26 protein-coding genes and 1 pseudogene are annotated in these 25,640 nt (G+C 38.5%); 4 read left to right on the top strand and 23 right to left on the bottom strand.

Features of this window, described 5'->3' with window-relative positions; all coding sequences use genetic code 11:
- Positions 1-171: 171 nt before the first annotated feature.
- The gene (locus tag EXE10_RS15200; RefSeq protein WP_130113934.1) at positions 172-816 is read right to left on the bottom strand and encodes an HAD-IA family hydrolase; all 645 of its coding nucleotides are present in this window, start codon (positions 814-816) and stop codon (positions 172-174) included.
- Between the two features lie 101 nt (positions 817-917).
- Between EXE10_RS15200 and EXE10_RS15195 the strand changes: the two genes are divergently transcribed.
- Positions 918-1,685, top strand: coding sequence for a hydroxymethylpyrimidine/phosphomethylpyrimidine kinase (locus EXE10_RS15195; protein WP_130113933.1), 768 nt, complete (start codon positions 918-920; stop codon positions 1,683-1,685).
- 630 nt (positions 1,686-2,315) lie between these two features.
- Positions 2,316-2,780: a hypothetical protein gene (locus tag EXE10_RS15190; RefSeq protein ID WP_130113932.1), complete on the top strand. Its 465-nt coding sequence runs from the start codon at positions 2,316-2,318 to the stop codon at positions 2,778-2,780.
- A 33-nt stretch (positions 2,781-2,813) separates the two neighbouring features.
- On the opposite strand, the gene EXE10_RS15185 is transcribed toward EXE10_RS15190, so the two are convergent.
- The 9 genes and pseudogenes from EXE10_RS15185 to rpe all read right to left on the bottom strand — a co-directional run bounded on the left by EXE10_RS15185 (position 2,814) and on the right by rpe (position 9,735).
- Positions 2,814-3,479: a nuclease-related domain-containing protein gene (locus EXE10_RS15185; RefSeq protein ID WP_130113931.1), complete on the bottom strand. Its 666-nt coding sequence runs from the start codon at positions 3,477-3,479 to the stop codon at positions 2,814-2,816.
- Positions 3,480-3,514: 35 nt separating this feature from the next.
- Positions 3,515-3,997, bottom strand: a pseudogene (locus tag EXE10_RS15180) (methylated-DNA--[protein]-cysteine S-methyltransferase).
- A 25-nt stretch (positions 3,998-4,022) separates the two neighbouring features.
- Positions 4,023-4,340 carry a quaternary ammonium compound efflux SMR transporter SugE gene (gene sugE, locus EXE10_RS15175; protein ID WP_130113930.1) on the bottom strand — a complete coding sequence of 106 codons (318 nt, stop codon included), beginning with the start codon at positions 4,338-4,340 and terminating at the stop codon, positions 4,023-4,025.
- A 79-nt stretch (positions 4,341-4,419) separates the two neighbouring features.
- A complete protein-coding gene (gene sugE, locus EXE10_RS15170; protein ID WP_087553691.1) occupies positions 4,420-4,737 on the bottom strand; it encodes a quaternary ammonium compound efflux SMR transporter SugE in 318 nt (105 codons plus the stop codon).
- 237 nt (positions 4,738-4,974) lie between these two features.
- On the bottom strand, positions 4,975-5,916 hold the full coding sequence (locus tag EXE10_RS15165) for a copper resistance protein B (protein ID WP_130113929.1): 942 nt from the start codon (positions 5,914-5,916) through the stop codon (positions 4,975-4,977).
- Positions 5,903-6,247, bottom strand: a complete 345-nt coding sequence (locus EXE10_RS15160) for a hypothetical protein (RefSeq protein ID WP_130113928.1) — start codon at positions 6,245-6,247, stop codon at positions 5,903-5,905. Before EXE10_RS15160 ends, EXE10_RS15165 begins: the two co-directional genes overlap by 14 nt.
- A complete protein-coding gene (locus EXE10_RS15155; RefSeq protein WP_130113927.1) occupies positions 6,234-8,078 on the bottom strand; it encodes a copper resistance system multicopper oxidase in 1,845 nt (614 codons plus the stop codon). The genes EXE10_RS15160 and EXE10_RS15155 overlap by 14 nt, the downstream gene beginning before the upstream one ends.
- A gap of 54 nt (positions 8,079-8,132) precedes the next feature.
- Positions 8,133-8,624: a hypothetical protein gene (locus EXE10_RS15150; protein ID WP_228256846.1), complete on the bottom strand. Its 492-nt coding sequence runs from the start codon at positions 8,622-8,624 to the stop codon at positions 8,133-8,135.
- 424 nt (positions 8,625-9,048) lie between these two features.
- Complete coding sequence (rpe, locus tag EXE10_RS15145) at positions 9,049-9,735, bottom strand: ribulose-phosphate 3-epimerase (protein WP_087553695.1); 687 nt, start codon at positions 9,733-9,735, stop codon at positions 9,049-9,051.
- A 189-nt stretch (positions 9,736-9,924) separates the two neighbouring features.
- On the opposite strand from rpe, the gene EXE10_RS15140 reads away from it, so the two are divergent.
- Positions 9,925-10,203 carry a DUF2218 domain-containing protein gene (locus EXE10_RS15140; RefSeq protein WP_130113926.1) on the top strand — a complete coding sequence of 93 codons (279 nt, stop codon included), beginning with the start codon at positions 9,925-9,927 and terminating at the stop codon, positions 10,201-10,203.
- Between the two features lie 73 nt (positions 10,204-10,276).
- Here EXE10_RS15140 and EXE10_RS15135 read toward each other — a convergent pair whose 3' ends face one another.
- The 9 genes from EXE10_RS15135 to EXE10_RS15095 form a co-directional block, all read right to left on the bottom strand.
- The gene (locus EXE10_RS15135) at positions 10,277-11,395 is read right to left on the bottom strand and encodes a M48 family metallopeptidase (protein WP_130113944.1); all 1,119 of its coding nucleotides are present in this window, start codon (positions 11,393-11,395) and stop codon (positions 10,277-10,279) included.
- A 19-nt stretch (positions 11,396-11,414) separates the two neighbouring features.
- The gene (locus tag EXE10_RS15130; RefSeq protein WP_130113925.1) at positions 11,415-12,515 is read right to left on the bottom strand and encodes a YjgN family protein; all 1,101 of its coding nucleotides are present in this window, start codon (positions 12,513-12,515) and stop codon (positions 11,415-11,417) included.
- A 155-nt stretch (positions 12,516-12,670) separates the two neighbouring features.
- A complete protein-coding gene (gene fghA / locus EXE10_RS15125) occupies positions 12,671-13,507 on the bottom strand; it encodes an S-formylglutathione hydrolase (RefSeq protein ID WP_130113924.1) in 837 nt (278 codons plus the stop codon).
- Positions 13,508-13,720: 213 nt separating this feature from the next.
- Complete coding sequence (locus EXE10_RS15120; protein WP_068974007.1) at positions 13,721-15,154, bottom strand: C13 family peptidase; 1,434 nt, start codon at positions 15,152-15,154, stop codon at positions 13,721-13,723.
- 121 nt (positions 15,155-15,275) lie between these two features.
- Positions 15,276-16,106, bottom strand: coding sequence for a class I SAM-dependent methyltransferase (locus tag EXE10_RS15115; protein ID WP_130113923.1), 831 nt, complete (start codon positions 16,104-16,106; stop codon positions 15,276-15,278).
- On the bottom strand, positions 16,100-16,924 hold the full coding sequence (locus EXE10_RS15110) for an undecaprenyl-diphosphate phosphatase (RefSeq protein WP_130113922.1): 825 nt from the start codon (positions 16,922-16,924) through the stop codon (positions 16,100-16,102). Before EXE10_RS15110 ends, EXE10_RS15115 begins: the two co-directional genes overlap by 7 nt.
- 33 nt (positions 16,925-16,957) lie before the next feature.
- Positions 16,958-17,623, bottom strand: coding sequence for a tRNA (adenosine(37)-N6)-threonylcarbamoyltransferase complex dimerization subunit type 1 TsaB (tsaB, locus tag EXE10_RS15105; protein WP_130113921.1), 666 nt, complete (start codon positions 17,621-17,623; stop codon positions 16,958-16,960).
- A 174-nt stretch (positions 17,624-17,797) separates the two neighbouring features.
- Positions 17,798-18,331, bottom strand: coding sequence for a gamma carbonic anhydrase family protein (locus EXE10_RS15100; RefSeq protein ID WP_130113920.1), 534 nt, complete (start codon positions 18,329-18,331; stop codon positions 17,798-17,800).
- Between the two features lie 57 nt (positions 18,332-18,388).
- On the bottom strand, positions 18,389-19,003 hold the full coding sequence (locus EXE10_RS15095; protein WP_068974012.1) for a CoA pyrophosphatase: 615 nt from the start codon (positions 19,001-19,003) through the stop codon (positions 18,389-18,391).
- A 127-nt stretch (positions 19,004-19,130) separates the two neighbouring features.
- Here EXE10_RS15095 and EXE10_RS15090 point away from each other — a divergent pair, with 127 nt between their 5' ends.
- A complete protein-coding gene (locus EXE10_RS15090; RefSeq protein ID WP_130113919.1) occupies positions 19,131-19,679 on the top strand; it encodes an NUDIX hydrolase in 549 nt (182 codons plus the stop codon).
- 137 nt (positions 19,680-19,816) lie between these two features.
- On the opposite strand, the gene EXE10_RS15085 is transcribed toward EXE10_RS15090, so the two are convergent.
- The 4 genes from EXE10_RS15085 to EXE10_RS15070 form a co-directional block, all read right to left on the bottom strand.
- Positions 19,817-21,760, bottom strand: a complete 1,944-nt coding sequence (locus EXE10_RS15085) for a hypothetical protein (RefSeq protein ID WP_130113918.1) — start codon at positions 21,758-21,760, stop codon at positions 19,817-19,819.
- Between the two features lie 10 nt (positions 21,761-21,770).
- Positions 21,771-23,111: a putative pilus assembly protein FilE gene (filE, locus tag EXE10_RS15080; protein ID WP_130113917.1), complete on the bottom strand. Its 1,341-nt coding sequence runs from the start codon at positions 23,109-23,111 to the stop codon at positions 21,771-21,773.
- Complete coding sequence (locus EXE10_RS15075; RefSeq protein ID WP_130113916.1) at positions 23,111-24,775, bottom strand: OmpP1/FadL family transporter; 1,665 nt, start codon at positions 24,773-24,775, stop codon at positions 23,111-23,113. The genes filE and EXE10_RS15075 overlap by 1 nt, the downstream gene beginning before the upstream one ends.
- 13 nt (positions 24,776-24,788) lie before the next feature.
- Positions 24,789-25,640, bottom strand: an 852-nt coding sequence (locus EXE10_RS15070; RefSeq protein ID WP_130113915.1) for a hypothetical protein, incomplete at its 5' end; no start/stop codon positions are given.

The raw sequence follows: 25,640 nt of genomic DNA, 5'->3' as shown, positions 1-25,640 counted from the left end.
GTGGCAAAAATAATGACCCAAAGACAGAGCGCACATATAATCAAGATTTTTATCAGTTTATTTTTCATTGTTATTAATGTTCTAACGATTATCAGCAGTGTATCAGAAACACGATTAAAAAAATCAGCTAGGAATATCAACTAGCTGATTGTGCATTCATAACTTTCTAATTTAAACCAAACTCAATAAATCAGAAAACTTTCCAATTCTCGCCTTTGGCTTCGCTTCATCCAACTCAGCTTTTGATCCATAACCATATTCCACAGCAATAGTTTCAATGCCATTTTTACGTGCACCAAAAATATCATGCTCACGATCACCGACCATTAAGCATTCTTCAGGCTTGAGTTGCTCTTTCTCTAAAATATAAGCGATCAATTCGCCTTTATTGGTACGCTCACCTGTAAGCTCACTGCCGTATGGATAGTCGAAGTATTTGAGTAAATCAAAATGATCCAGAATCTGACGTGCATAGATTTCGGGTTTAGCCGTGGCTAAAAATAGACGATAATCTTTATTTTTCAATGATTCCAATGTCGAAGCGACATCATCAAACACATGGTTTTCATACAAACCTGTTACTGCAAAACGCTCACGATAACCAAGCAAAGCTTGCTCTGCCAAATCATCATTCACATCGACATTCAACAATTTTGCCAAAGACGCTTTTAATGGAGGACCAATAATCCAGTCAATATTTTCACTGTCAGGAATCGGATGACCCACTTTATTCAGTCCATAACGTGCAGAGGTGGTAATCCCCTCCTTTGGATCAGTCAAAGTTCCGTCTAAATCAATCAAAATATTTTTAAGCACAGATTTACCTTTTACTAAATACGAGCGATGCAAAATTACAGTCGAGAGTTTTGCTAAAGTTGCCTATACTAACCCAAATTTGTGAATTTAAGGACATCATCGTGCGCCCTACTGTATTGTGTTTTTCAGGTCTTGATCCATCAGGTGGCGCAGGTTTGCAAGCAGATATTGAAGCTATTGGGCAAAGTGGTGCACATGCAGCCATCGCCTGTACCGCACTGACAGTTCAGAACTCTCAGCAGGTCTTTGGTTTTGAAGCGACTTCAAAAGAATTACTCCTTGCGCAAGCCAATGCTGTAGTGAAAGATTTACCGATTAAAGCTGTTAAGTCAGGCATGTTAGGGACTACGGATAATATCGCGGCCTTGGCTGAATTTTTACGTGAACATTCGGATTATCTGTATGTGCTTGATCCTGTTTTAGTTGCCAACAGTGGCGGTTCACTGGGCAATCAGGAAACACTGGTCAAAGCCTTTGTAGAATTGATTCCTTTGGCAACAGTACTCACACCCAATACAGTGGAGCTTCGTGCTTTAACTGGTGAACAGGATTTGGAAAAAGCCACAGCAAAATTGTTTGAAATGGGTGCAAAAGCTATTTTGGTCAAAGGTGGACATGAAGATACACCTGACTATATCCGCAATGCACTTTATGTGAATGGTGAAATGGTTTCTGAAACCAAATGCCCGCGTTTAGACGGTGAATATCACGGTTCAGGCTGTTCGCTTGCAAGTTTTATTGCAGGTCGTTTAGCTCTAGGTGATTCATTACCAGTTGCTGTAAATCATGCTGAAGCATGGTTATTTGGTGTATTGAAAAATGCGGAAACACCTGTGGAAGGTGGTCAGAAAATTCCGAAGCGGTTTTGAGTTGAATTGCTTTTAGCTCCTTCTCTTGCGGGTGAGAAGTGAAAATCCGTAAAAGAAGGAGTTTTATAGCCCCTCATCCTCTTGCGGAGTTACCTCCTCATCCCAAAGGGAGAAGGAGCTTTCATTATTAACTGATGTTACGTAGTAATATCAAAATTGAAAATTACACCTCGATAAAAGTAGATACGCGATAACGTCATCCGCAACGTGTTTGAGGCAGGACTACATCTGTAAGTTAACGTTTCTACGATATATCAATCAAAAGATGGTCACCGACGAGTTTTGCGGATGACAATGGTTTTGCCTACTTTTTCCGAAAAAAAAGTAGGTCGAGCCGAAGGCTAATCCCTAAATCAAAACTTTTGATGCAAGACTCCGTCAAGTAAACTTCAAAACAGTTTAATATGATGCTTTACATTTGAATGTGCGTAACATCAGTTATTAATTTTTCAATCACTTATACAAATACAAAAATCAAAGCCCCCTCATCTTTCGCTATTTGTCTCATACCACTTTCAAAATTAGAGTAATTACTCTAAAATATTTTTATCCACGATTTAAAGCTGATCACAGCGAATAAACAGTTGCAAATATAAGGCTAAGAACCAAATAATTGAAAAGGAATTTCCAATGAATTACCAACAATATCAAGATGATCTGAATAAACTGTTAGAGTCTGAAATCTTTGGTGAAGCCGTTTTTCTTACTGCTGCAAAACATGCGAAATCAGAAGAACATAAGCAAAAATGGTTAGTTTTGGCAGCTTTGGAAACTCAAACTCTTGAGCGCTTTCAGGCATTTTTAAAGCAGAATAACTTAAAAGCCACATCTCGTTTACATATCAAAACTCAAGGTAGTGCCACAGGTTTTGCATTGGCTAAAATGCCGTGGAAACTAGCGATGTTTTTACTCAAAGATGGCACACAACCTTTTATGCAAGCCTTTGAACGCTTATGCAAACATGCAGATCAGGATACTCAGATGTTTTTTGAATATGTGCTGAATCATGAAAAAAGTATTTATGAGTTTGCAGATAAAGAGTTGAAAAAGCAAAAGACCACGTCATTGGACAAAGTCAAATATTTGCTTGATTAAGAAGTAGCTTCTTAATCTCTAAGCTAGTTTTAATCAAACGGTTTTATCTGCATGACTGTCTTTCAAATTCTGTACATGCTGACGATTGGTTTTCCAAGACTTTTCCAACACTTCTTTTTCGATTCTGAGTTGAATTCGTTTCAGTTTTGTCGATGGAATCACTTCATCTCGAAAGCCTTTGACATAATCTGTCCAAGCTGCACCTCGAAAAACATTACTCGGCATTTGTGTTTTAAACTCACAATCAGGCATGAAAACTACAACTGAATGAATCAATGCAGGATCAACAATATCAGCCAAAATATTTTCTAAAACCTTTTGATGTTTATAGTTTTGATGCAATGGGTTTTGAAATTTATAAGACTTTTTATAAATTTTCTGTGTCCATGTTTTCTGACGCTCATCGCCAAAAATCCAACCTTTGTAATTCTTGGTTTCCACTACAAAAATACCATACGGACTCAGTAAAATATGGTCGATTTGTGTGGTTTGATTCAGTTCATCTGGCAAAGTACAGTCATTGAGTAAAGTATATTTTTCTTTGTCCAGATACAATTTTACATGCGCACTGACAGCAAACTCTCCCATTTTCCCTTTTAGAAAAGGTTTAAATGCTTTGATTGCCCCAACAATCAGGAATAACGGAATCATCCACCACAATTGTGAAAAAAGTGGAGCTAATATTTGTGATGTATTCATTTAAAATTTTAATATTATCAATAAGTAATTATATTTTATTGTAATTTCTCAATTTTTAAAAGAATATCCTTATTCTCCAACCCTCCTGCAAAGCCCACCAATTTCCCATTTGCACCAACAACCCGATGACACGGCGCAATAATCGAAATCGGGTTTTTACCATTAGCAGCGCCCACCGCACGAACAGCTTTAACATTACCTATCTGTTCTGCAATCTGTTTATAACTACGGGTTTCACCAAAAGGAATGGTCAACAAAGCCTGCCAGACTTTCTGCTGAAACTCAGTGCCTTCAAAATCTAAAGGCAAATCAAAAACCTGACGTTGCCCTGCAAAGTATTCATTCAACTGTTTCTGCGTTTCGAGTAAAATCGGATGCTATATATCTTCAATCAATTCCGCCAAACGAACACGATTGGGATTTTCATTTTCCCAAAGTACAGCGACTAAAGCTGTTTCAGTCGCTACGAGCTTGAGCTGACCGACAAGAGAAGCCATCTCCATGAACGATAATTTCATCGACTTCTCCTTGAACCAATACGCATTAAGATGATGAGAGTTTCATCAATATTAACCCAGAAGTGATTAAAACCGCAGCCAACATACGCATAGCAGATGCAGGTTCACCTAAAAAGAATATCCCGACTGCAAATGAACCGATCGCACCAATGCCTGTCCATACGGTATATGCTGTGCCGAGTGGCAATGTTTTCATGGCATAGGACAATAATGCAAAACTTGCGATCATAAAAACAATGGTCAAAATACTTGGTGTCAATTTGCTGAAACCGTCAGACACTTTCATACAGTATGCCCAAACCACTTCCAACAAACCTGCAACAATCAATAATGCCCAAGCCATAATTTATTCCTTACATCGAAAAAACAGTAAGGTGAATGCTTCAACCTTACTGTTCGAAAATTGATTTAAATTTAGAAACTTATGAAGATGAGAGTTTCATCAATACCAGACCTGAAATGATCAGAACCGCAGCGAGCATACGCATTGCAGAGGTTGGTTCGCCTAAAACAAAGATCCCGACCAGAAATGAACCAATCGCGCCGATTCCTGTCCAGATGGTATAGGCAGTCCCTAGCGGCAATGTTTTCATCGCATACGCTAAAAGACCGAAGCTTAAGATCATGAAAAATATAGTGATAATGCTCGGTGTGAGCTTAGTAAAACCCTCGGACATTTTCATGGTATATGCCCAAACGATTTCAAAGACACCTGCAAAAATAAGAACGATCCAAGCCATGACGACCTCCAAATTTTAATTAGAGTCAGGTCGTCCTGACGATTTTTCTTGGTGCAGTTTTTAGAAATAAAGCACTAAGGGAGGTCGTTCCTCCACTGAATGATTAAATACTAACTTATTTTGCGACATATTTGGGCATGATTTACAAAACTTGACCCAAAATACACCTATAAAAATTAGGGCTTTAATGATAAAAGCCCTAAAATAGTTCATTATTTAAAACATCAAAGTTCAGGTTTAAAACCTAAACCTCACCCCCGCACCATAAAGCCAACCCTTTTCAGAATCGCTTTCCACTTGCCATGGCGTTGCATCATTACCTTTGGAATATTCATAAGCAATATCGATATATGGCATGACTTTTTTACTGATCTCATAACGAGTTTCAATACCTGTTGTCACGCCACTCAGACCTGATTTTTTTGCATATTTAGAATCATCTGAAAATACCACATCGACATTCAAATACGGTTGAAAAATCAACTTCTGTGTCAGCAATAAATCACGTTCAGTTTCCAGACTAAAGCCTGAATAATTGTCCTCACCTGCATAGAGATAAGCATCGGTTTCAAAGAAATATGGTGCCATACCATGCAAGCCAATCACACCATCCAGTTTTTCTTCGGTATCAGTACCGCGCTGATCACGTTCAACTTTTTCCACACGATAGCGCGCACCGATCTGCGCATCCCAAAAGTCGGAGATCATGCGGCTGTAGAGCATTTTAAAGTCATACTCTGCATCGTGTGATTCGTGCTTATCGATATGCGCTTTCAGGAAAATCTTATTTTCATCTGTCCCAATTCGAGTTTCTATTTCAGACTTTAAAGCACCCTCGCCATCTTCATTCAGCAACCATTTGTTATCCACGGTGGTCACCGCATAGATCTGCGCGCCATGTTCTTTGCGATGATCATGCCCTTGGTGGGCAGTGTGATCTGTAGCTGAAACTGTTTTCTGCTGTTGCTGATGTTGTGAATGATCCATTGCACCATGATTCATAGATGTGTGATTCATCTGTGAATGGTTCATTTTGGAATGATCCATTTCAGGCATCGCAGTCGCTTGGGTTTCAGTCGATGGATCTGAATGATGCCCTTCATGTGCCACAGCCCAAGCACTGACTAAAAATAACGAACTTGCCAATACTGTTTTTGGAAATAACTTAGTGATGTGCATGATTATCCCCTTTCACATTTTTATTTTTAGAATCAGTCGGTGCTTTTTGATCCGCTTGATTTTTAGGTTGAGCTGTTTGGCAATGTGTTGCATGTTCAGCATGGTTCATATGCGCATGCTCACCCTGACGATGTTGTATACATTCTGCTTCTGACTTGGTTGCATGACTCATCGCATGACCTTGCGGCATTTGCTGATTTGGCATTTGCTGATGTTCAGCATGTTGCTGTTGCATATCATGTGCATGTCCTTCATGCGCCATCGCCCAGGCACTGACTAAAAATAACGAACTTAGCAATACAGCTTTTGAAAATAACTTAGTGATGTGCATGTTGATCTCCCTGCTGTACTGCATTGCTGTTTTTATCTACATTACTTGTTTGGCTATTTGAAGTATTTTTTTGAATTGGTGTCGTGGTGGTTTCACCCTCTGAAACATTGGCAACGATCAATTTATTCATCATGCCTGCGCTCATGTGATACAACAGGTGACAGTGAATTGCCCATTCACCCAATTCATCCGCGGTGAGTAATGCCGTCACTGTTTTTGCAGGTGGCACAACGATGGTGTGTTTGTTCGGCATATCCACCGCAGGTTGACCATTTTCCAGTTGCATAAACATGCCATGTAAATGCATCGGGTGCGCCATCATACTGTCATTGATAAATTTGATTCTGATACGCTCACCATATTTCACTTTTAACGGCTCTGCATCGCTGAATTTTTTACCATTAATTGTCCAGATATAGCGCTCCATCGTACCGCCCAAACGAACAACCAATTCACTTGTCGCTTCGCGGGTATCAGACTGTGGGGTTAACGATTTTAAATCACTGTATTGTAGGGCTTTATCACCTTGTGGCGTTGCAGCATTTGCCCAACCCTCTACGACTGCATCAGATTTTTGCATTGTTTTTGCTGCAGGCATTTGATGTTGTGAATGATCCATACCCTGCATTTCGCCATGATTCATCTTAGAATGATCCATACTTTGCATTGCACTATGATTCATCTTCGAATGATCCATGCTTTGCATCGCACTATGATCCATCTTTGAGTGATCCATGCCTGCATGCTCACCACCATGCCCCATATCATCCATGGTTAAAATGGCACGAGGACGTGCTTGTGGCATGTGAATACCATGCGATTGCGGTGTCAATTCATTGTGCAATGTGCCAATGGCAAAACCTGAACGGTCAATCAACTCGGCTTCGATCTGATAATGTCCTGTCTTTGGCTCAACCACGACATCGTAGGTTTCTGCTGTACCAATACGGAACTCATCCACAGGTACAGGTTTGACAGGCTGTCCATCTGCACCGACCACCGTCATTTTCAAATTTGGAATACGCACATCAAAGAATGACATCGCAGAGGCATTGATAAAACGCAGACGAACTTTTTCATTTGGTTTAAACATGCCTGTCCAGTTCTGCTCAGGCGTTTTACCATTGATCAGGAATGTATAACCTGTAACATCAGACATGTCAGTTTTTAACATTCGCATCTGATTCCACATTTTGCGATCAGACCACGTGGCTTTTAAGCCATCACGTTTCACTTGTTTCCACACATCGCCTAACGTTTCACGCTGATCCTGATAATATTCAGCGGAAATTTCCAGGTCTTTTTGAATCTGGTCGCTGGTTTTTTCATGAAAATCCGACAGCATCACCACATAGTCACGCTCAGTTTTTTCATGCTCAGCAAGTGGTTTCTTGTCCTTTGGATAAATCACCAAAGCACCATATAAACCGTCCTGTTCCTGACCTTTGGAATGGGCGTGATACCAGTAAGTTCCGCTTTGACGCACTTTGAATTTATAGACAAAATCGCCTTGCGGTTTAATGCCATTAAAACCGTTAAATCCAGGTACACCATCCATCAAACCTGGTAATAACAAGCCATGCCAGTGAATTGAAGAATCCTGATTTTTTAAATTATTATGCACATGAATCACTGCATCATCACCTTCCTCAAATTCGAGCAAAGGCGCAGGAAACTGACCATTTACGGTGATACGTTTTAGAGATTTACCTGTGACATTGACCATTCCTTCATCAATGGTCAGATGATATTCCTTGACTGCTGCAAAGCCCCAGGTAGACGAGAATAAAGCAACAGCGACGACGATGCTTTTTGAAAATTGAATAGACATAACTCAACCTTAATTTCTGAATTTATTTAAAAAATAATGCTTCGGAAAATCAGATTAAGCTTTAGGAGGACGTAGAATTTCCTGCCAGTGCCCTGCAAGATGCTGAGCCTGGTAATGAATTTTTGGGGAGTTCTGTTCAGAATTTTCCTGGGGAACAGTCAATTTTGGAATATCGGTATTGAACCAGACAATTGAGGACTGACAAGAAAATAAGGCACAGTTTTGACAATCCGCATGCTGCATGTGTTGGGATTGAATCAGTTGATTATGACAATCTGTTAGACTCAGTGCAGAGCCATCGTTCTGCTGATTCTGCGCTTCCAAATCTGCACAATGCTGTTTCATATCCTGTACTGACATGTTTTGCATCAGCATTGCATGGTGTGTATTTTGCAGATTTTGAGTTTGATTCAGTTGGATCTCTTGATGTTGCATCTGCATACTGATCTGCATGGTTTTTACAGAAGCTACAGACACACCACTCCACCCTATGGCAAAAACCATAAGACAAACAAACCAAGCCTGTTTGCAGAGTTGTGTGAACATGATCCATCAATCAAGTGAGAATTAACTCGTTTTAGCATACCCAATAATTTGAGGAGTGGCAAATCGCGTAATGCCATCAAATACATATTTGAAGTCTAAAACCGTATCCATACGAAATCATTTATAAAGTAAATTATGCCAATGAAAAATCATCAAGCCCTTTTCCTGTCAGTATTTAGTGCCTAATAATCAAACAGCATGTTTGTAAAATACAGATTAAAAATAAAACAGCAATTTTCTTGATATTTAAATCAAAAAAAGAGCCCGTTTGGACTCTTTTTAAACTTATTTTGTATAAGTCATAAGCAATTGATCTTATTTTGCTTAAACTATAAACAGTTTATCAGCAAGCTTATCTACACAGTTATCCATATAGTTATCTTCAAACTTATCCACAATTTTATCCATATTATTGTGTAAAAGTCTAAGCCTTCTGTGAACCTGCCAATGCCAATTCAGCACGCATTTCATCAATCACTGCTTTATAATCAGGCTTACCGAAAATCGCAGAACCTGCCACAAACATATCTGCACCCGCTTCTGCAATTTCACGGATATTGGCCGGTGTTACGCCACCATCGACTTCCAAACGAATATCACGACCTGAGGCATCAATGATTTTACGTGCTTGACGTAATTTATCCAAAGTACCAGGAATGAATTTTTGCCCACCAAAACCAGGGTTCACACTCATCAACAGTACTTGATCAACTTTGTCTAAAACATAGTCTAAATAATGCAAAGGTGTTGCAGGGTTAAATACTAAACCTGCTTTCGCGCCACCATCTTTGATCAATTGCAAAGAACGATCGATATGATGTGTTGCTTCAGGATGGAAAGTAATAATATCCGCACCTGCTTCTAGGAAATCACCGATCATACGATCTACAGGTGAAACCATAAGATGCACATCAATTGGTGCTTGAATGCCATATTTTTTCAAAGCTTTACATATACCAGCACCAAAAGTTAAGTTCGGTACATAGTGATTATCCATCACATCAAAATGCACAACATCTGCGCCTGCTGCTAATACATTGTCAACTTCTTCACCCAAACGAGCAAAATCAGCAGATAAAATAGAGGGTGCAATTAAAAATGGCTTGGACATGAATCAACCTGGCTTGAAATATGGGTTTTCTCAATTATAGCAAATTTCTGGCTGAACTTTGCTGAAAGCCTGCGATAAATCGTCCAAGCAATGATTGGCATTGCAATAATGCAACGAAGCGTTCTATTTAAATAACAGCCTGAGCCATATTTTTTTGCTAATTTTAGTTGGACTTAGGAGTAAATGAGAATGAAAAGCAATACAACTATTCAAACTGATGATGCAAAGCGCATTGCCAAACGCTTATTAAATCATTGGAAACACAAATTTGAAGTGGCTGAAACAGATGAAAAATTCAGTATTTTCATGCCTGATGCGACTGTGATTTTACGTCCACACATAGATGGTCTTATTGTCGAATTAGAGACCTCGCAAGAAGATGACGCTCATTTACAGCATGTGATTGTTGAACATTTAAATCGAATGGCACAGCAAGAATTTACGGTCGAGTGGCAACATCAAGCTTAAGATCTCACTTGATGTTGCGGTGTTGGATTGCAGAATAAAACAGCCACTCAAAGCAATGCCATTCAAAATAGCATTATTTTTTTTGCTGTTTTTCAAAATCACGTACCATCTGAATCCGTTCAGCAGTCGCAGGATGTGATGATAAAGCTTCAAAAATCTCTAAAGAAGAATGTTTTTCATCTGTTTCATTCTGCGCAGATGGCGTACTTGCAGCAGATTTTTGATCGGCTTTATTCGCTTTATCTTTTCCATCCGATTTTTCAGCCGCTTCAGTTTCATCACTTAAGCGCTGTAAAAAATTAGCGAAATGAGAAACTTCGATCCCCTTACGATCCATTAATTTTAAAGCATACATATCTGCTTCTGACTCAAACTTGCGTGAATAGTTAGCACCGACCATTGCCATCGGTAAAGAGGTGAATAAATCTGAACTATCCCCTGTCATCGCGATATACAACACACTCAATCCTAAGCTGGTTAAGCCCTGTTGTAGGCTATGTCGTTGAATCAAATGCCCTTGCTCATGTGCCAAAACACCGAGAATTTCTTGATCACTATGCGCCATTGCAATCAATTCATCTGTCACAATAATGGTATTGTTTGGCAATGCAACAGCATTTGCACCTAAATGGCTACCTTCACGGAAAACTAATTTTGCAGGCTTACCCTCGGCTATGGTCGTTAGATACTGCTGAGTAATTAGATCCTTTTGACCTTTCGCTAAAGTACTTGGTGCTGTCCAATTGTTGAGGACATATTCTTCCGCCTCATCACCTAACTTCTTCATGCTATTTTCAGGCAATTGAAATGCCACATAATGCGATGCCGTTGGAACGCCCCATTTAACTAATCCAATGACAAAAGCGATGACAAAAATAACACTGAATATAATTAACGAGGGGGAGCGTTCTAATTTCCAAATGGAATGGTGAACATTCTTCGTACCTAAATTAAACCATTCAGGTAACTCACCTTGAAACTCAATACGGGCATCATCATTCAGTTCGATAATGGGATTGAGCTTCCCCAAAGCACCGATCAAGGTCATATCGTTATATGAATAGCGCTTTTGATGCTCTAAACGCTCGCCATAACGCAGCACAACCTCTGTTTCAGATTGTGCTGAAAGTTGCGCATGATGTGGTTTTGACACCACACCATCATAAAAAATTACATCAATTGATCGCGACATCATGATTTAACTCATTCTTTTATAAAGACACATCAATATCGAAAATGTCACTAATTTCTTCGGCAAGTGCACTTTGCTCTTGTTGCGCTAAATTCATCATTTGATCTGGATCGTCATACAACGTTAAGCTCATTGATTCAACTTGATAACGATGAATACGAACCGCCGCCCATGCCGACATTAAGCCAATGGTAAATATTTTAGCGATCCAATTTGTAGCCACAATCCAAGCATAGCGCCATTGATTACAGTCTGTTTTAAATTGGCTATTACCAACAGTGGTATTGTTCCAAGTGGTAATAAAAATACGTGCAGAGATTAAAGGATAGACAAACAATCCAATGATTATGTACGCACCAAAGAAACCAAACATAAAGAAGTTTGGCGAAAACCCAACGATCGAACCGATGATGCCAAAAAATACAATTGAAAAGGCAATGAGAATTCCAATCGCCATAAAAATAGGGACATATACAGCTGCCATATACGCTGACCAATCTGCATGTAATTTAAATTCTAATTGTCCCGCATAGAGATGATTGAGATAGTATTTTTTATACATCCAAATCGCGACAGGTGTAAATATACCCAAGGTAAAAATATAGAGCAGAATACTTAAAATAAAAATCTTATAAGACTCTTTGGTTGTTCCGCCAAAATAAAAACGACTATTACCAAACTTACTATTTCTCGCGGTAAAACGTAAAGTTGCACGGATCAACCACGGCACAGCCGCATATAAAATGATAAAACCAACAACCGTTGCGACCATTGAATACTGGGATGACACAGAGAAAGCAGCATAAATCCCAAGTGCAATCAGGCGCCCAACCAAAATCTTAGTGGGTATCCCTGTAAAATCGAAGCGTCTACGAGAAAATTCTGTATTGCCATAAAAATAACGTAAGCGACGTACTTTTGCCCATGGGGCATAAAGACTTAAGGTAATAATCGTCAGCAGGATATTGACGATCCAAATGCCAAAATATTCCATCGCATCGCCATGAAATCTAAAACGACGAACAATTGGTTGGTGTAATGATGCTGTTGGACTTTCTGGCGGTGTAATCGGCGTAGTATTCGGCTGATCTGGAAAAGGTGGTGGAATCTGATCTTGCATTTTATTCTCTTTATTCAATTATTTGATTCAAATTAAAGTGATATATTAAAAATTAACTCAGTCAGTTTATCGTTTTTTTATGTTGAAAGAAATAGAGCAAAAAGCAAACTGAATTTGTTTTTTGCTCCTTTATTTATTTTCTAAAAATGAATCAATTATTTGGTGAGTTGCAAAGCATGAAATTGCAAATGGTCATCAATAAAGCTCTGAATAAAATAATAACCATGATCATAACCTTCATGGAATCGCAAGGTTAATTTTTGCCTCACTTTATCACAAGCTTGTTGATACTTTTCAGGATGCAATTGGCTATAAAATTGATCTTGAATCCCCTGATCAATCAATACTTCATCAAACAACTGTCCTTTGGATAAAAGCAATTGTGTTGCATCATGTTGTGCCCATTCAGACTGATCATTTCCAAGGTAATTTGAGAACGCTTTTTCTCCCCATGGACAATCACTTGGCGCGCAAATCGGGGCAAATGCTGAAACAGATTTAAATAAATTTGGATATTTCCAAGCCAAAGTCAAAGCACCATGACCGCCCATACTATGCCCAAATATACCAATCGCATCAGATTGAATAGCAAGCGCTTTAATCACTAAAGGATATAATTCATTGGTGATAAAGCTTTCCATTTGGAAATGTTCAGCCCACGGTGCTTGTGTTGCATTGAGATAAAAACCTGCACCTTGTCCTAAGTCCCAAGAATCACCTTGAGCCACATTTTCACCACGCGGTGAAGTATCTGGTGCAATTAAAATCAGACCCAATTGAGAAGCCAAACGCTGCGCATGTGCTTTGATAATAAAGGTTTCTTCGGTACAGGTTAAACCTGCTAAATAAAATAGCGCAGGGCATTTTTGCCCTTTTAAAGCTTGAGGCGGAATATATGCTGAAAATTTAGTAAGCCCTTTTAAATGAGTGGACTGTAATTGGTAAATACGTTGTTCACCGTCAAAACAGATATTTTTACTCAAAAGTTCCATGTCTTGATTATTCCCTCAATAGATTTTTTTTCAATCATGATTGTATGATCTATTCTCAGTACGATCATAGATCTAAATTTCATGACAACAATGCATAACAACTTTAGATCGATATTAAAAGATAAAGGTTAAATTTCGATAAAAGCAAAACCTAGCGAAAATGACTGCAAGCTCTCTGATCAATGTGATCCTCATTTGAGCACATATTTTAAATTATGGTGCCTTCACAAGCTGATTCTGCGGAGCATCTAACTTTATATTTTGAGATTGGGCGGTAGTTACAACACCTTGTTGCGGGAATAGACGCTGTTCCAACTGAGGCAACATCATTTCCATATTTTTACCAATCACCCATTGTGGTTCTGAAGGGTCAAAACCTTGCGCACTTTCCCATTTTGCTACAGTTTCAGAGGCTTCTTGGAATGCACCTTTTAAAGTACTTTGTTCGCGCATTGCTTGATCAAAGAAAGCTCGACCGAAATAAGTATAATCCGCTTCATTTGAACAGCCAAATGATGCACGATCTGCGGCGGATGCTGTAATGATCAAGGTATCTGGAGATTGTAATGCGGATACAAAACTACCTGAGTAGCATGCTGAAATCACGATCACTTTCCAACGAATGCCTGATTTGTCTAAAGCATCTCTTAGCCATTTCGGGTCAACATCATCCAAATCAATCGGTTCATTTTCCAACTCAAAACGATTTGGCAAACCATGTGATGTCATATATAAAAATAACACATCACTCTCACGATTCATTTGCTGACCAATACGACGTAAAGCAAGATCAATACTGGTCTTAGATGCAATTGGTGTCTTATCAATACTTTCAGGGTTATTCACCAATTCAAGAGAACGCCCAAAAGTACCGAAACGTGTATCAAATTGTTCTTTGATTCGATCAATTTCAAATTTAAACACATCTTGATAACTTGCCCCTGCAACACCTAAGAAATACCAATGTGTTTGTGCAAATTCTCCAAATTGAACTTGTTCCAACGCTTTATTGAGTAAAGGCGCTTGGGCATAAAATGCGTTTTCAGTAATACTTGGCGGAACTTCTTCAACTTTCCAAATCGGCTGTTCTTTAATCGATACTTGCCAAACAGATAAAGTAAAGAATGTCGCCACAAGAATGAGTGCACGCTCCCACCACGGCCATTGTAATTCACGTGCAAAAACCCAAACCACAGCAAGGCTTTGCCAAACAAACAAGACAACAAACAGTATAGGAATAAAGCTATAAAGAAAATTAGGTAAGAGGTCTTGATCACCGAGATATTGGATCAGACATTGAAACAGCATGATGTGGGTATCAAGTACTAACCATAACAAAGCTGGTACTAGCATCAAACGCGGATTATTGGTTCGTTGAGATAAGAAGATCCCAACAATCAATGCAATAAACGGCCACAGCGCATAGCTAACCAAACCTTGACGGTTGAAAACACCACCATCCCCTGCGACCAACCAACTGAATAAAGTGTTGGCACAGCCACCCAACAGTCCCCAAAAAATTAACTGGAGAATAGATGGTCGAACAATTTGTAAAGACTTTCGCGACCCTAGAAATAACCACAATCCTGCACGTTGGTTACTTTTTAAATCATGCCAGAAGTTAATTGAGGGTTTGAGGTCTATCATAAAGATTCTGTTAAGGCGGTGGCTTCAATCAGCCTAACTAGTTTAGGCTTGGCTAAAAATTTATCAATGCTTGATTTAACTATATATCAATAATTCGACTATTATTGAAACAGTTACCAAATTACTCAACAATCTTGTCAACAAATGCGCTGTTAAAATATGCATCAAAACGACAAGCATCACCTAGCCATTGATGATCCGTCGATTGATCATTTAGAAAAACAGCTAGTCTAGGACGTTTTACCACAACTCGCTTGGCGATTTGTTGAGCTAAGACTAAAAGATGATCCCCTAGATCCATTTCCCCATCTTCGGGTAAAAGCATGTGTAACAATTGCATTTGTTTTTTCACTTGCGCTTGTTTTTTTATGGCTTGTTGATTCTGATCACGTTGCGGAAACATCGGATCTAAATAGACCACATCGACTGTTTTATGCTCATCAATGTGTTGTTGCAAGTAGGTATTTGAATCAGAAAAGACCAAATGGATGCGACTGACCACTTTACTGAGAAAAGGATCTGATTTAGCTTGCTTTTTTGAATCTTCGAGTAAGGTAAAAAGAATCGGATGACGTTCAATCAAGGTCACATTTGCACCCAAATGCGCCATCAATAATGTGTCATGTCCAAGACCCGCAGTCGCATCAATTAAGCTAGGCTTTTCTGAAATATTACACGCACGTGCAATCATTTCAGATTTTAAACTGGCTCTTTTTAAGCGCGGAATTTCAGCTTTCCAGTCTGGCTGCATTTTCATGCCATTGGCACTTAAACTAAGCCCTGCATCATCAACACACAGCGCCATCTCAGGATTTAATCTCAAAAAACGTGCATTTAACTTTTCAACGATTTCAATGTTTACAACGACCCCACGTAAAGAAAGCACAGTTTGATAAGACTGTGCTTTCTGAATAAATGCGGTTTCAGTAAATAAGCGAATTTCGCTTACCATAATTTCCAACCTGTTAATGCAAACAATAAAATAATTAAACCTGATGCGATGCGATACCAAGCAAACACCATGAAATCACGTTTAGCCACGTACGCCACTAAAACACGAATCAGAATCAAAGCAGAAACAAAAGAAACCAATGTACCAAAAGCTAAAACAACCCAATCTTGTGTCCCTTGGAAAACATGATAGCTTTGATATAAATCCAATAATCCTGCACCGACAATCACAGGAATACCTAGGAAGAAAGAAAACTCTGTTGCAGCTTTACGTGAAACACCCAGTATCATTGCACCGATAATAGTTGCACCTGAGCGTGATGTACCAGGTACAAGTGCTAAAACTTGTATCAAACCAATATAAATCGCTTCTTTAATGGAAATATTATCAACTTCTTGAGCATTTACTTTTGGCGGATTTTTCTCTACCCACCAAATAATCAAACCACCAATAATCAGCCCTAATGCAATGGAAATATCATTAAACAAATAGGCTTTTACCGCTTGTCCAAATGTTAGCCCCACCAACATGATTGGAATAGATGCAAGGATTAAACTAATCCCTAAATGACGACCTTTAGGTTCACCAGAAACCAGTCCAGTGGCTGCTCCCCAAAGCTTTGCCCAGTATTCATAAATAACCGCTGCAATCGCGCCCATTTGAATCGCAATGACAAAAACATCACTTTTTTCTTTGGTCCAAAAGTTCATTAATTCTGAGGCAAGAATTAAATGCCCTGTACTTGAAATAGGTAAGAATTCAGTAATACCTTCAACAATACCCATGATGGCTGCTTTAAGAAGCAGTAAAAGATCCATGTTAAATCCTAAAATATTAAAGCTATAAAACTATTATGGTTTGCCTTGTTCTGGAATTTTTTTCCATGCATTATCACGTAAATATACAGGTAAGGCGAGTTCAGCACTGAACCACTGTTTTTCAATCGCATCTTGACGAGCAATCGTTGCAATATCATCAGCAGTTGCAGTAATGCTTTGAAACTCTATTGCATCAGCCTTAATTAAAGCTGAACCAGAACCAATTAAAGTATATTTTTGGTACTCAGCAGCTTGCTGATAATCTAATAATTTTTCTTCATCTACAAGTTGCATAATGTTATTTTGATCAAGCTTAAAACTTGCGATATACACTTCTTGCATACGTGCATCTAACACAGCTGTCACTTCATTCAACTGTGCTTCACGATATGCCGCTTGAGCCAACGCTTGCAAGGTTGAAACGGGTATCACAGGAATATCATTTGCCCATGCCAAAGCTTGAGTCACTGCCGCATTGATTCGCACACCACTGAAAGAACCAGGTCCACGACTAAATGCAATCGCAGTGAGTTGTGAATTTTCAATTTGGTTTTCAGCAAAACCTTGCTCAATCATCGGCAAAATGGTTTGAGTTTGTGCCTTTGCTCGCGTATCGAGTTGAAAATAAAGTGTTTGAGTTTCATCAACAAGTGAAACGGAACACTGCTCATTGGCAGTTTCCAACGCCAGCAATTTCATGCACAACCTTACTGTATTAAAAATGCAGTTATGATACTCCACTCATCTCAATAAAACGAGGATTTAGAGATAAACTCAATCAGAGAAATTTTGGAATATTCTCCCAAATAATAAAAGCCAAGTATCAATACTTGGCTTTCAATAAGGATCTAAATGCATTCATTGAGTCAACACTCACTCAAATGTAAATTCTTCTAAATCTATAAAGTTCTTATAGTGTTCTGCATAATGCAAAGCACTCATTTTCAACATGGCTTCGGCATTTTCATCCAAAGTACGTATGACTTTGCCTGGTGAACCCACCACTAATGAGTTGTCTGGAATCACTTTGCCTTCTGGAATCAAACTATTTGCACCAATAATACAATTTTTACCAATTACAGCATTGTTCAAAACTACTGCGTTGATTCCTATCAAACTATTATCACCAATCGTGCAACCATGTAACATCGCCTGATGCCCAATCGTGACATAGTCACCCACTGTCAGTTCAATCCCTGTATCCGTATGCAAGACTGCATTCTCTTGTACATTACTAAAATTACCGATATGAATTTTTGAGTTATCAGCACGCACTACAGCACCAAACCAAACACTGACTTGCTGACCTAGCTCAACTTGCCCAATCACTGTCGCATTGTCCGCAATCCATCCATCAAATGGTGCATGCAAAGCCTTTGGCGCATAACCTTTAAATTTATACATCATAACCTATTCATTCCTTTCATCGGTTGTATTAGAGCGCTTGTGTTACAAGCTCATATCTTATTTTTTATTTAAAATTTCTGATTTAAATGACGGTGAATTCAATAAAAAAGGCCAATTTTTTTGATAATCCAAACCATACTTAAACAACGCCATTAAAATTCGTGCGGTCAAACCCCAAATGATTTCATTTTCTATTCTTAGGCTTGGAAAATAAACAGACTGATGTGCAAGACGAACTTCATAAGGAATCGGCTGTGATTCCATCATTTTTTTTAACGGTGCATAAAAGATACGATCTATTTCAGAGGGTTGAGCTATCAGCTGAACATCCGGTGGAATCAAACCTACGATCGGCTTTACCGTCAGACCACTTTTAGCACGCTCCATCGGAAGATCACCAATCAGTTTGACATCAAAGGGATTCAGAGCTGTTTCTTCCCATGCCTCGCGCAAAGCGACCACGATATTACTGGTATCATTTGGGTCACGTTTTCCACCTGGAAAAGAGACTTCTCCTGCATGATTGTTCAAATAAGCAGAACGTCGTGTGAGCAATATTTTAGGATCAGCTTCTTGCGTAATTGCAATAAGTACTGCTGCTTTGGCTGGATGTGTTTTTGTGCCAAAACGAAGACGATTTTGCAACATTTGCGTTAACTCATAATCCTGCATGGACAACCACTCACTCCTTTTTGTTATCCCTCCATCATATATGAAATTTTATGGATAAGGCTATAAATGATGCGAAAGTAGAAATTTTCAGTTATGCTGAGTCATCACACATTTTTCAATGAAGCTTATGAGTTTTTGTACTGCTTGTGGTCATACAACAATAGAAAAAATTCCCTTAGGTGATCAAAAAGTCCGTAAAGTCTGTACAAACTGCGGTACCATTCATTACGTCAATCCCAAAGTGATTTGTGGTGCGTTGGCTGTTTGGGAAAATAAAGTCTTACTTTGCCGTCGTGCAATTGAACCGCGTTATGGATTATGGACACTTCCAGCAGGTTATATGGAGTTGTTTGAAACCATGGAACAAAGCGCTGCTCGTGAAACACGCGAAGAAGCCGAAGCCGAAGTGGAAATTGAGCAGCTTTATTGCATGTATAACATTCCTCGTATTGGTCAGATTTATGTTCTATTTAAGACAACCATTAAAGATGGTGTCTTTGGTGCGGGTGATGAAACCATTGAAAGTCGCCTTTTTGAAGAGCATGAAATCCCATGGAATGATTTGGCTTTCCCTAGTGTGGAACGAACCTTAAGACATTATTTTGAAGATCGGAAAAATAATCACTTTCCAATGCATTTAGAAACATTGGGCACACGTTTAGATCACACAGGTTAATTACTGATGGTGCTCTAAACTGTATGCTCACTTTTAGATAAAGTAATGAGAAACTATTCGCTTATATTTAAATGTTTGAAAATCTCAATAGATAAAAATAAACCCTCAATTGAGGGTTTATTTATTTTCAAGTCTAATTACTTCGTTTTAATCGCATAACACTTCGGCACACTTACAGTTATAGCCCCAGAAACACGCTTAGCAATTTCTTTCTGCTCATCAGTTAATTTATCTTTATTCGCATCTGCACCATTAAAAACAGTCTGGTAAACAGCTTGCAAATTAATCCACGTAGCAGGAATCGTTGTATTTCCATTCCAACTGGTAATATTTAGACCATTTACATTCTGATCATTAATCAACCTTTGAAGATTCAGACGAATACCACCAGATCTAATAGCTACTTTACTTAAATCTGTATCTGAGCTTACAGGTGTTGGTGAAACGACAAGAGATTCATTTAGACCAACTAATGCTCCATCAAGACTACCAAAAACTGGATTCGCTAAAATCATACGCATGGTGATAGACTTCTCAATGCTTCCATTGATATAGGCAGTACCAGTCGTCCCTATACGATATTGCTGTACACCTGTTCCTTGATCTACATATGTTGTAGGATCTACATCATTACAAGTGTCTGAATTTAATGCTCCAGCAACACCCAAATTGGTTCGAACATCACCATTTTCATCAATTACAATACCCAAAGTTTGTGAATTCGGCTTCACTTCCTTATTGTCGAAAGTAAAAGTAAGGTTTGCATACAATGGGAAATAATATTTATCACCCGTTTTCACAGTATTCTTAGTAAGGAATACTTTCTTGTCTAAATAGTTTGCTGGATTTGTTTTATAGATGTCGATACCACCTGAAAGTTGATCTCCATTCAAATTTTGACGCCATTTTCCATAGATTATCGTATCTGTCGGCCCAGTCGTTGATCCACTTGCTTGCTTGTACATATATTCTGTACCCGTCACATTGGTATCATTAATCAACTTCCCTTGATAGACCTCTAACTTATCAGTTGAACTTGAATTGGCTTGGAAAACTAAAGGTTTCGTTATTCTCTTGGTTAATGGACTAATCCAATCTTGCTGTGCATTTACATTAAGTTTTTGTGGAGATACTTGATTAATCAGTAAAAATTTTAGCAATGAATCTGAAATAGCACTACCTTCAATTTTTTGAGGAATCCCCACCCACTGCATAGCATATCCAGTGGTATAGCCTTGGCGGTCAGTGACTAAATACATATTTGCAATAGATTCATTTTTAGTATTTAAATCACTCTTACCTGTAAAGCCTTGTATATCTACACTATTAGTACTAAAAATCAGGAAGTTTGTTGCGTAGATATTCACTAAAGATTGCTTCACTAATTTCTGAGCAACTTTTTCAGCTTCTGCTTCACTGATGATACTAACATCAACCCACGGCTTTAATTTCGTAACATAACTACCATCAAGAAAATCAGTGACACTAACATCTTCTGCTAATAGTTTAAGATCATTCTTTTTACTAGATAACAGTTCATAAGGTTGTATATCACCAACTTGATTCGCTTCTTGATTAACACCCAGCGCTTGGAAAACACGTACTAAGCCCACCATAACTTTATACGTACTGTCATCCATCGTCATGGTTAATGGATCTTTGCCTGTCATCGCACTTGCAATATCAATTAAACCAATTGTAGCAGGTTGCCCTTTTACTTTTAATGGACGTATTTTTGCTAAATCGACATCGCCTAAACTTATCTTACGGCTGGAATCCTCACCTTGAAGATAGAATTTGACTTTATCACCAACCAAACAACCACCTGATGCCAAACCGCCTTCTTCGTCCGTCATAAAATGATTAATTTTATCTGAGCTACAATCGAAATTCAGTCCTTCGACAGGATAATCTACAAAGAACCCAGAACACTTCTCCGTTGTATTCGCATCACAACCGTTACTCGTGGTTACTACACCTTTATAAGGGTCTTCATGTACAGTTGTTTTTTCACCACCACATCCAACTAATGCGAGTGTCAAACCTGATAACAAAAAAGGGGCTAAAAATTTATTGTTCATCTCGTATTCCTTACTGAATTACACTCAGCTTAATTTGTCCATGATTTGTAAGCTGCTTATTGTCTGCATCTACAGCTGAGGATAATGGTGTTAAAAACATATACGTTGCATTTTCAGGTTTTCTTAAAATACCTTCCATTGCTGCATATTGTGTATTGTTGTCATCTGATTCTTCATTTTTAAATCCGCTAACACCTTCAATGACACAACCTTGTTGATCTAGAAAAACAACCAAAGGCCAATAATATGTCTGTACTTTTGAAGAAGACGCATAAGATGTCAAGAGTACATTTTGTACCTGACTATCTAATTTTACGACTTCATAAGCAAAATGCTCTTTAATCGGTGCGACTGGCCAGAGACCAAGTTCCTGATTTTTTATAGATAAGCTTTTAGCTTTCGCAACTTTTTTTCCAGTAAAGCAAGCTTGTTCTAAATTTTTAACAACATCATCTTTTGGCAATCTAAAGTAATGAGTAGAAAGTACGACAGCTTTATGTTCTTGAGGTTCTGACTTATTTCTAATCCGATCCAAAAGGCTTGCACTCACACCTTTTTGTCGCTCGACAGTTTCATAACGACCATGTACAGCCCCTGCTTCTGGCGTCATATAGAAGCGTTTTTTACCTTCTAAATTGAATTCACGATCTTCTAAATATTCATTATTAACATATTGAATACCATCAATTTCTGTAAAATTCTTGTTTTCAGTTACTGCTATTACATCTTTCTTTTCGTGAATGCGCGGTTGCTCAATGTTTTTTACTTCAACAGTCTTATTCTGAATACTCGGTGTAATTTCAGTACTTTTCACAGATTCGGGCAAGGCCTGCTGATATTGTTGCTGTTTTTTATCAGTAACATTTTTTTGTAGTTTTTGCTCTGAAATTAATTTAGATGGAACTATTTTTTGAACATACTGAGATGCTACCTGATTATTCTTTGCTTCAACAGCTACTTCTTGCTTAATCGGAGCTTCAGTCTGAACTTTGCTTGAATCATGCAATGGCTGAGTATTTTTTTCAATTTGTTTTGTATCTATTTCTTTTTTTACATCTGTATGTGATTCATGAGAAACTTGAGTTTGCCTCACTTTCTGATCCAATCGCTGCCCCAAGTTATTGTTATTTTTTTTTACCTCACGTTGTAACTCATTATATTCCTGTAGCTTTGGATTCTTTTGAGTAATTGCTTCTGGCTTTTTCTTTGACTCAGTTTTTTGAACAATCATTGGATGTCCATCAGGCCCAATAATTGTATAAAAACCATCAGCATAAGAGGTCGCTGTGGCTAAACTTAAAGCTAACCACAACGAAGTAACAACAATATTTTTTTCAACGTTTAAACGCATTACCATCTCGTTCTGTAGTTAATCCCTAAAAGAGTTACTTTGGTATTTGTTGATACATTGAATCCTGCATATGGATTCAATAATAAATTATCTACGCCTGTTTTATTGGCCATACTACTGGTATTTGCAGGAATATTATCTCGGCTACGTAAAAATGCGACTGATAAATCTATTTCTGTATCTTCATCAAAACGATACCCTAACCCTAAACCAAATAATTGTGCATTGTTAATTGGTACTAAAGTATTGCGCTTATCATCAGGAATTGCACTCGCACGAGGTTCATAGCCCGCACGTAATTTCAAACGATCGTTTGCTGAATACTCAACCCCAACCCCCCAACTCCATGGTGACTGGAATCCGAGAGGAAGAGACAACGAGGTATCTGTTACATTATTCGACAAAAGCTTAGCGATTTTTAAAGCCGAAATTTGTCGGTCAAAATCAAACTTAAATTTTTCCCAAGCTTTAAAATCGGTCCAGCCCACATCAAAATTAATCTGTAAATCAGGAAGTATTTTATATTTTATCCCACTTTGAAAATGTGCAGGATATTCTAAATCCATTGAAATTAAACCAGATTCTGTCGGAGGAACATAACCGGGGAAACCCAAAATCGCCGCTAAGATTTGACCTGTTGCAGAAGAGTTTAATCCTTTGATCAATTCACGCGGTGCATTTGCATTGTCTATAAAGTATTTACCTTTTAAACGCATTTTTGCAGGGCTTTGATAAACCATACCAAAACCAAAGTCATCCGTTGGTTCCCACATTAAACCCAAGTTATAACTTGGACTTAAACTCTGTTCCATTGATACTTGCATTTTACCGAATTGACCAAAAGGGTTCATTCCCTCATCAGCATTACAAATACCAAATAACAATAAATCAGTAATCGCATTGGAGTTATTTCGGAAAGGACTACAAACAGATTCATCAATCATGCGTAGTACACCGATCATTTCGTTTGGAAATCTCAAGTCCGTTTTCAATGCCATTGCGTTATATGACATACCAATGGAAGCGCCAATAGAAAGCTGATCACTGACTTGATAAGCCACTGATGGAGATAAATAAGTGATACGCTCTATTGCAACTTGTTGCCCTAAGAAGTTACCAGGATTACCGTCTTCTGAACCAAAGCCCGCAACCATCGGAGCATAAGCAGCGGTTGCATAAGTGAGTTTCGAACCTGGTGCGTTATATGAAATACCTGCTGTGGGAGCCATTACTGGCCAGCCAGGCCCCAAGTCCACAACTTTTTTCAAAATTGGAACATACAAACTTGCGTATTCAACATCACCACTGACTGAATCTTTATAATCCGTACATAGGCTTGATGGATTTGAAGGTGAATCATTACAAATCAAAGGGTCATCTGAATAACCAAATACGTTATAACCAACAGGTGCTGAAAATTCCTTTTGAATATCAAAGTTAGCAATAATCCCCTGCACATCAGTTTGTAGCCCTTTGAGTTTGGTCAAACCAGCAGGGTTAAAGTGAATCGCACTAATACCTGGAGGATCTGCCGTTACCGCATTCCCCATCGTTAAAGAACGTATATCGACAGATAAGTTAAGCCCTAAATGCGCAAATGCTTGAGGTGAACACCCAGTTAATAAAATAGCAGCTACTAATGGGCGTAAACGTATGTTTTTCATACCTTATACTCCATTAGTTTGGCTTTTTCTTCTTGCCAAAGCCTAAAATATCCAATGGGAAAGATAAACCCAATGAAATATCTGGTGAATCCTCTGTTAAACCGATTCCTACTGTTCCATTGACAATCGTATCTGGGCTTACACGGACACCAAGCGCAATTGCAAACATACCACTTGATTGCGAAGCCGCTTTGTATTCATCTAGAGCTGTCTGTCCAGGTTTCTGATATTTAAATGTCGTATTCATATTAAAAGACTGTTGATATGACATCGTCATCGAAACATCATAGTTAAATGAATATGCGAAACCGAATGAAAAACCAGCCGTCATTCCAGGATCAAACTCTTTTAAGATTTGCCCCCCAGTTTGTGCCCCGCCTTCACCATTCGCATTACCACTATTACCACGTACTTGATTTAAATCTGTTTCTTTTAAACCGTAATTTCCTGAAACTGAAGCAAACAATACAACAGGGTCGATATATTTACGGGTACTCGCCCCCACCCCAACTGAATAATATCCCTTACCTGTTGATAAATCTTTATCCGCATTGATTTCATACGGACTATCACCTGTTTTAGTTGATAAGCTACCAAATAAAATCAGCGGTAAACGTCCTGCTTTTAATGGGAACGGTTCCCAACGTGCACCTAAACTAATATCACCTAAGCCAGCTGCAGTCGTATCTTTTAAGTTGTCTGATTTTGCAATAAATGGCACAGAGGCAGTAAATGTTAAATTATCACGCACACCATACTGAGCAGTAAAAGTATTACTTATGGTATGGCTCGCATCTTCATCTACACGTAATTGATAAAGTTGTCCATCCTGAATACTACTATTGATCTGACTATCACGATAATA

Origin of the sequence: Acinetobacter sp. WCHAc060033 (genome assembly GCF_004209125.1) — a bacterium.
Taxonomy (GTDB): Bacteria; Pseudomonadota; Gammaproteobacteria; order Pseudomonadales; family Moraxellaceae; genus Acinetobacter; species Acinetobacter wuhouensis.
Note: the sequence above shows the minus strand (reverse complement) of the source record. Positions and strands in the feature narration are given on the sequence as shown.

Bases quoted from the DNA above. Each gene is read 5' to 3' on its own strand.
- EXE10_RS15190 (WP_130113932.1), top strand. From the start codon at position 2,316: ATGAATTACCAACAATATCAAGATGATCTGAATAAACTGTTAGAGTCT.
- EXE10_RS15185 (WP_130113931.1), bottom strand. From the start codon at position 3,479: ATGAATACATCACAAATATTAGCTCCACTTTTTTCACAATTGTGGTGG.
- sugE (WP_130113930.1), bottom strand. From the start codon at position 4,340: ATGGCTTGGGCATTATTGATTGTTGCAGGTTTGTTGGAAGTGGTTTGG.
- sugE (WP_087553691.1), bottom strand. From the start codon at position 4,737: ATGGCTTGGATCGTTCTTATTTTTGCAGGTGTCTTTGAAATCGTTTGG.
- EXE10_RS15165 (WP_130113929.1), bottom strand. From the start codon at position 5,916: ATGCACATCACTAAGTTATTTCCAAAAACAGTATTGGCAAGTTCGTTA.
- EXE10_RS15160 (WP_130113928.1), bottom strand. From the start codon at position 6,247: ATGCACATCACTAAGTTATTTTCAAAAGCTGTATTGCTAAGTTCGTTA.
- EXE10_RS15155 (WP_130113927.1), bottom strand. From the start codon at position 8,078: ATGTCTATTCAATTTTCAAAAAGCATCGTCGTCGCTGTTGCTTTATTC.
- EXE10_RS15150 (WP_228256846.1), bottom strand. From the start codon at position 8,624: ATGTTCACACAACTCTGCAAACAGGCTTGGTTTGTTTGTCTTATGGTT.
- rpe (WP_087553695.1), bottom strand. From the start codon at position 9,735: ATGTCCAAGCCATTTTTAATTGCACCCTCTATTTTATCTGCTGATTTT.
- EXE10_RS15140 (WP_130113926.1), top strand. From the start codon at position 9,925: ATGAAAAGCAATACAACTATTCAAACTGATGATGCAAAGCGCATTGCC.
- EXE10_RS15135 (WP_130113944.1), bottom strand. From the start codon at position 11,395: ATGTCGCGATCAATTGATGTAATTTTTTATGATGGTGTGGTGTCAAAA.
- EXE10_RS15130 (WP_130113925.1), bottom strand. From the start codon at position 12,515: ATGCAAGATCAGATTCCACCACCTTTTCCAGATCAGCCGAATACTACG.
- fghA (WP_130113924.1), bottom strand. From the start codon at position 13,507: ATGGAACTTTTGAGTAAAAATATCTGTTTTGACGGTGAACAACGTATT.
- EXE10_RS15120 (WP_068974007.1), bottom strand. From the start codon at position 15,154: ATGATAGACCTCAAACCCTCAATTAACTTCTGGCATGATTTAAAAAGT.
- EXE10_RS15115 (WP_130113923.1), bottom strand. From the start codon at position 16,106: ATGGTAAGCGAAATTCGCTTATTTACTGAAACCGCATTTATTCAGAAA.
- EXE10_RS15110 (WP_130113922.1), bottom strand. From the start codon at position 16,924: ATGGATCTTTTACTGCTTCTTAAAGCAGCCATCATGGGTATTGTTGAA.
- tsaB (WP_130113921.1), bottom strand. From the start codon at position 17,623: ATGAAATTGCTGGCGTTGGAAACTGCCAATGAGCAGTGTTCCGTTTCA.
- EXE10_RS15100 (WP_130113920.1), bottom strand. From the start codon at position 18,331: ATGATGTATAAATTTAAAGGTTATGCGCCAAAGGCTTTGCATGCACCA.
- EXE10_RS15095 (WP_068974012.1), bottom strand. From the start codon at position 19,003: ATGCAGGATTATGAGTTAACGCAAATGTTGCAAAATCGTCTTCGTTTT.
- EXE10_RS15090 (WP_130113919.1), top strand. From the start codon at position 19,131: ATGAGTTTTTGTACTGCTTGTGGTCATACAACAATAGAAAAAATTCCC.
- EXE10_RS15085 (WP_130113918.1), bottom strand. From the start codon at position 21,760: ATGAACAATAAATTTTTAGCCCCTTTTTTGTTATCAGGTTTGACACTC.
- filE (WP_130113917.1), bottom strand. From the start codon at position 23,111: ATGCGTTTAAACGTTGAAAAAAATATTGTTGTTACTTCGTTGTGGTTA.
- EXE10_RS15075 (WP_130113916.1), bottom strand. From the start codon at position 24,775: ATGAAAAACATACGTTTACGCCCATTAGTAGCTGCTATTTTATTAACT.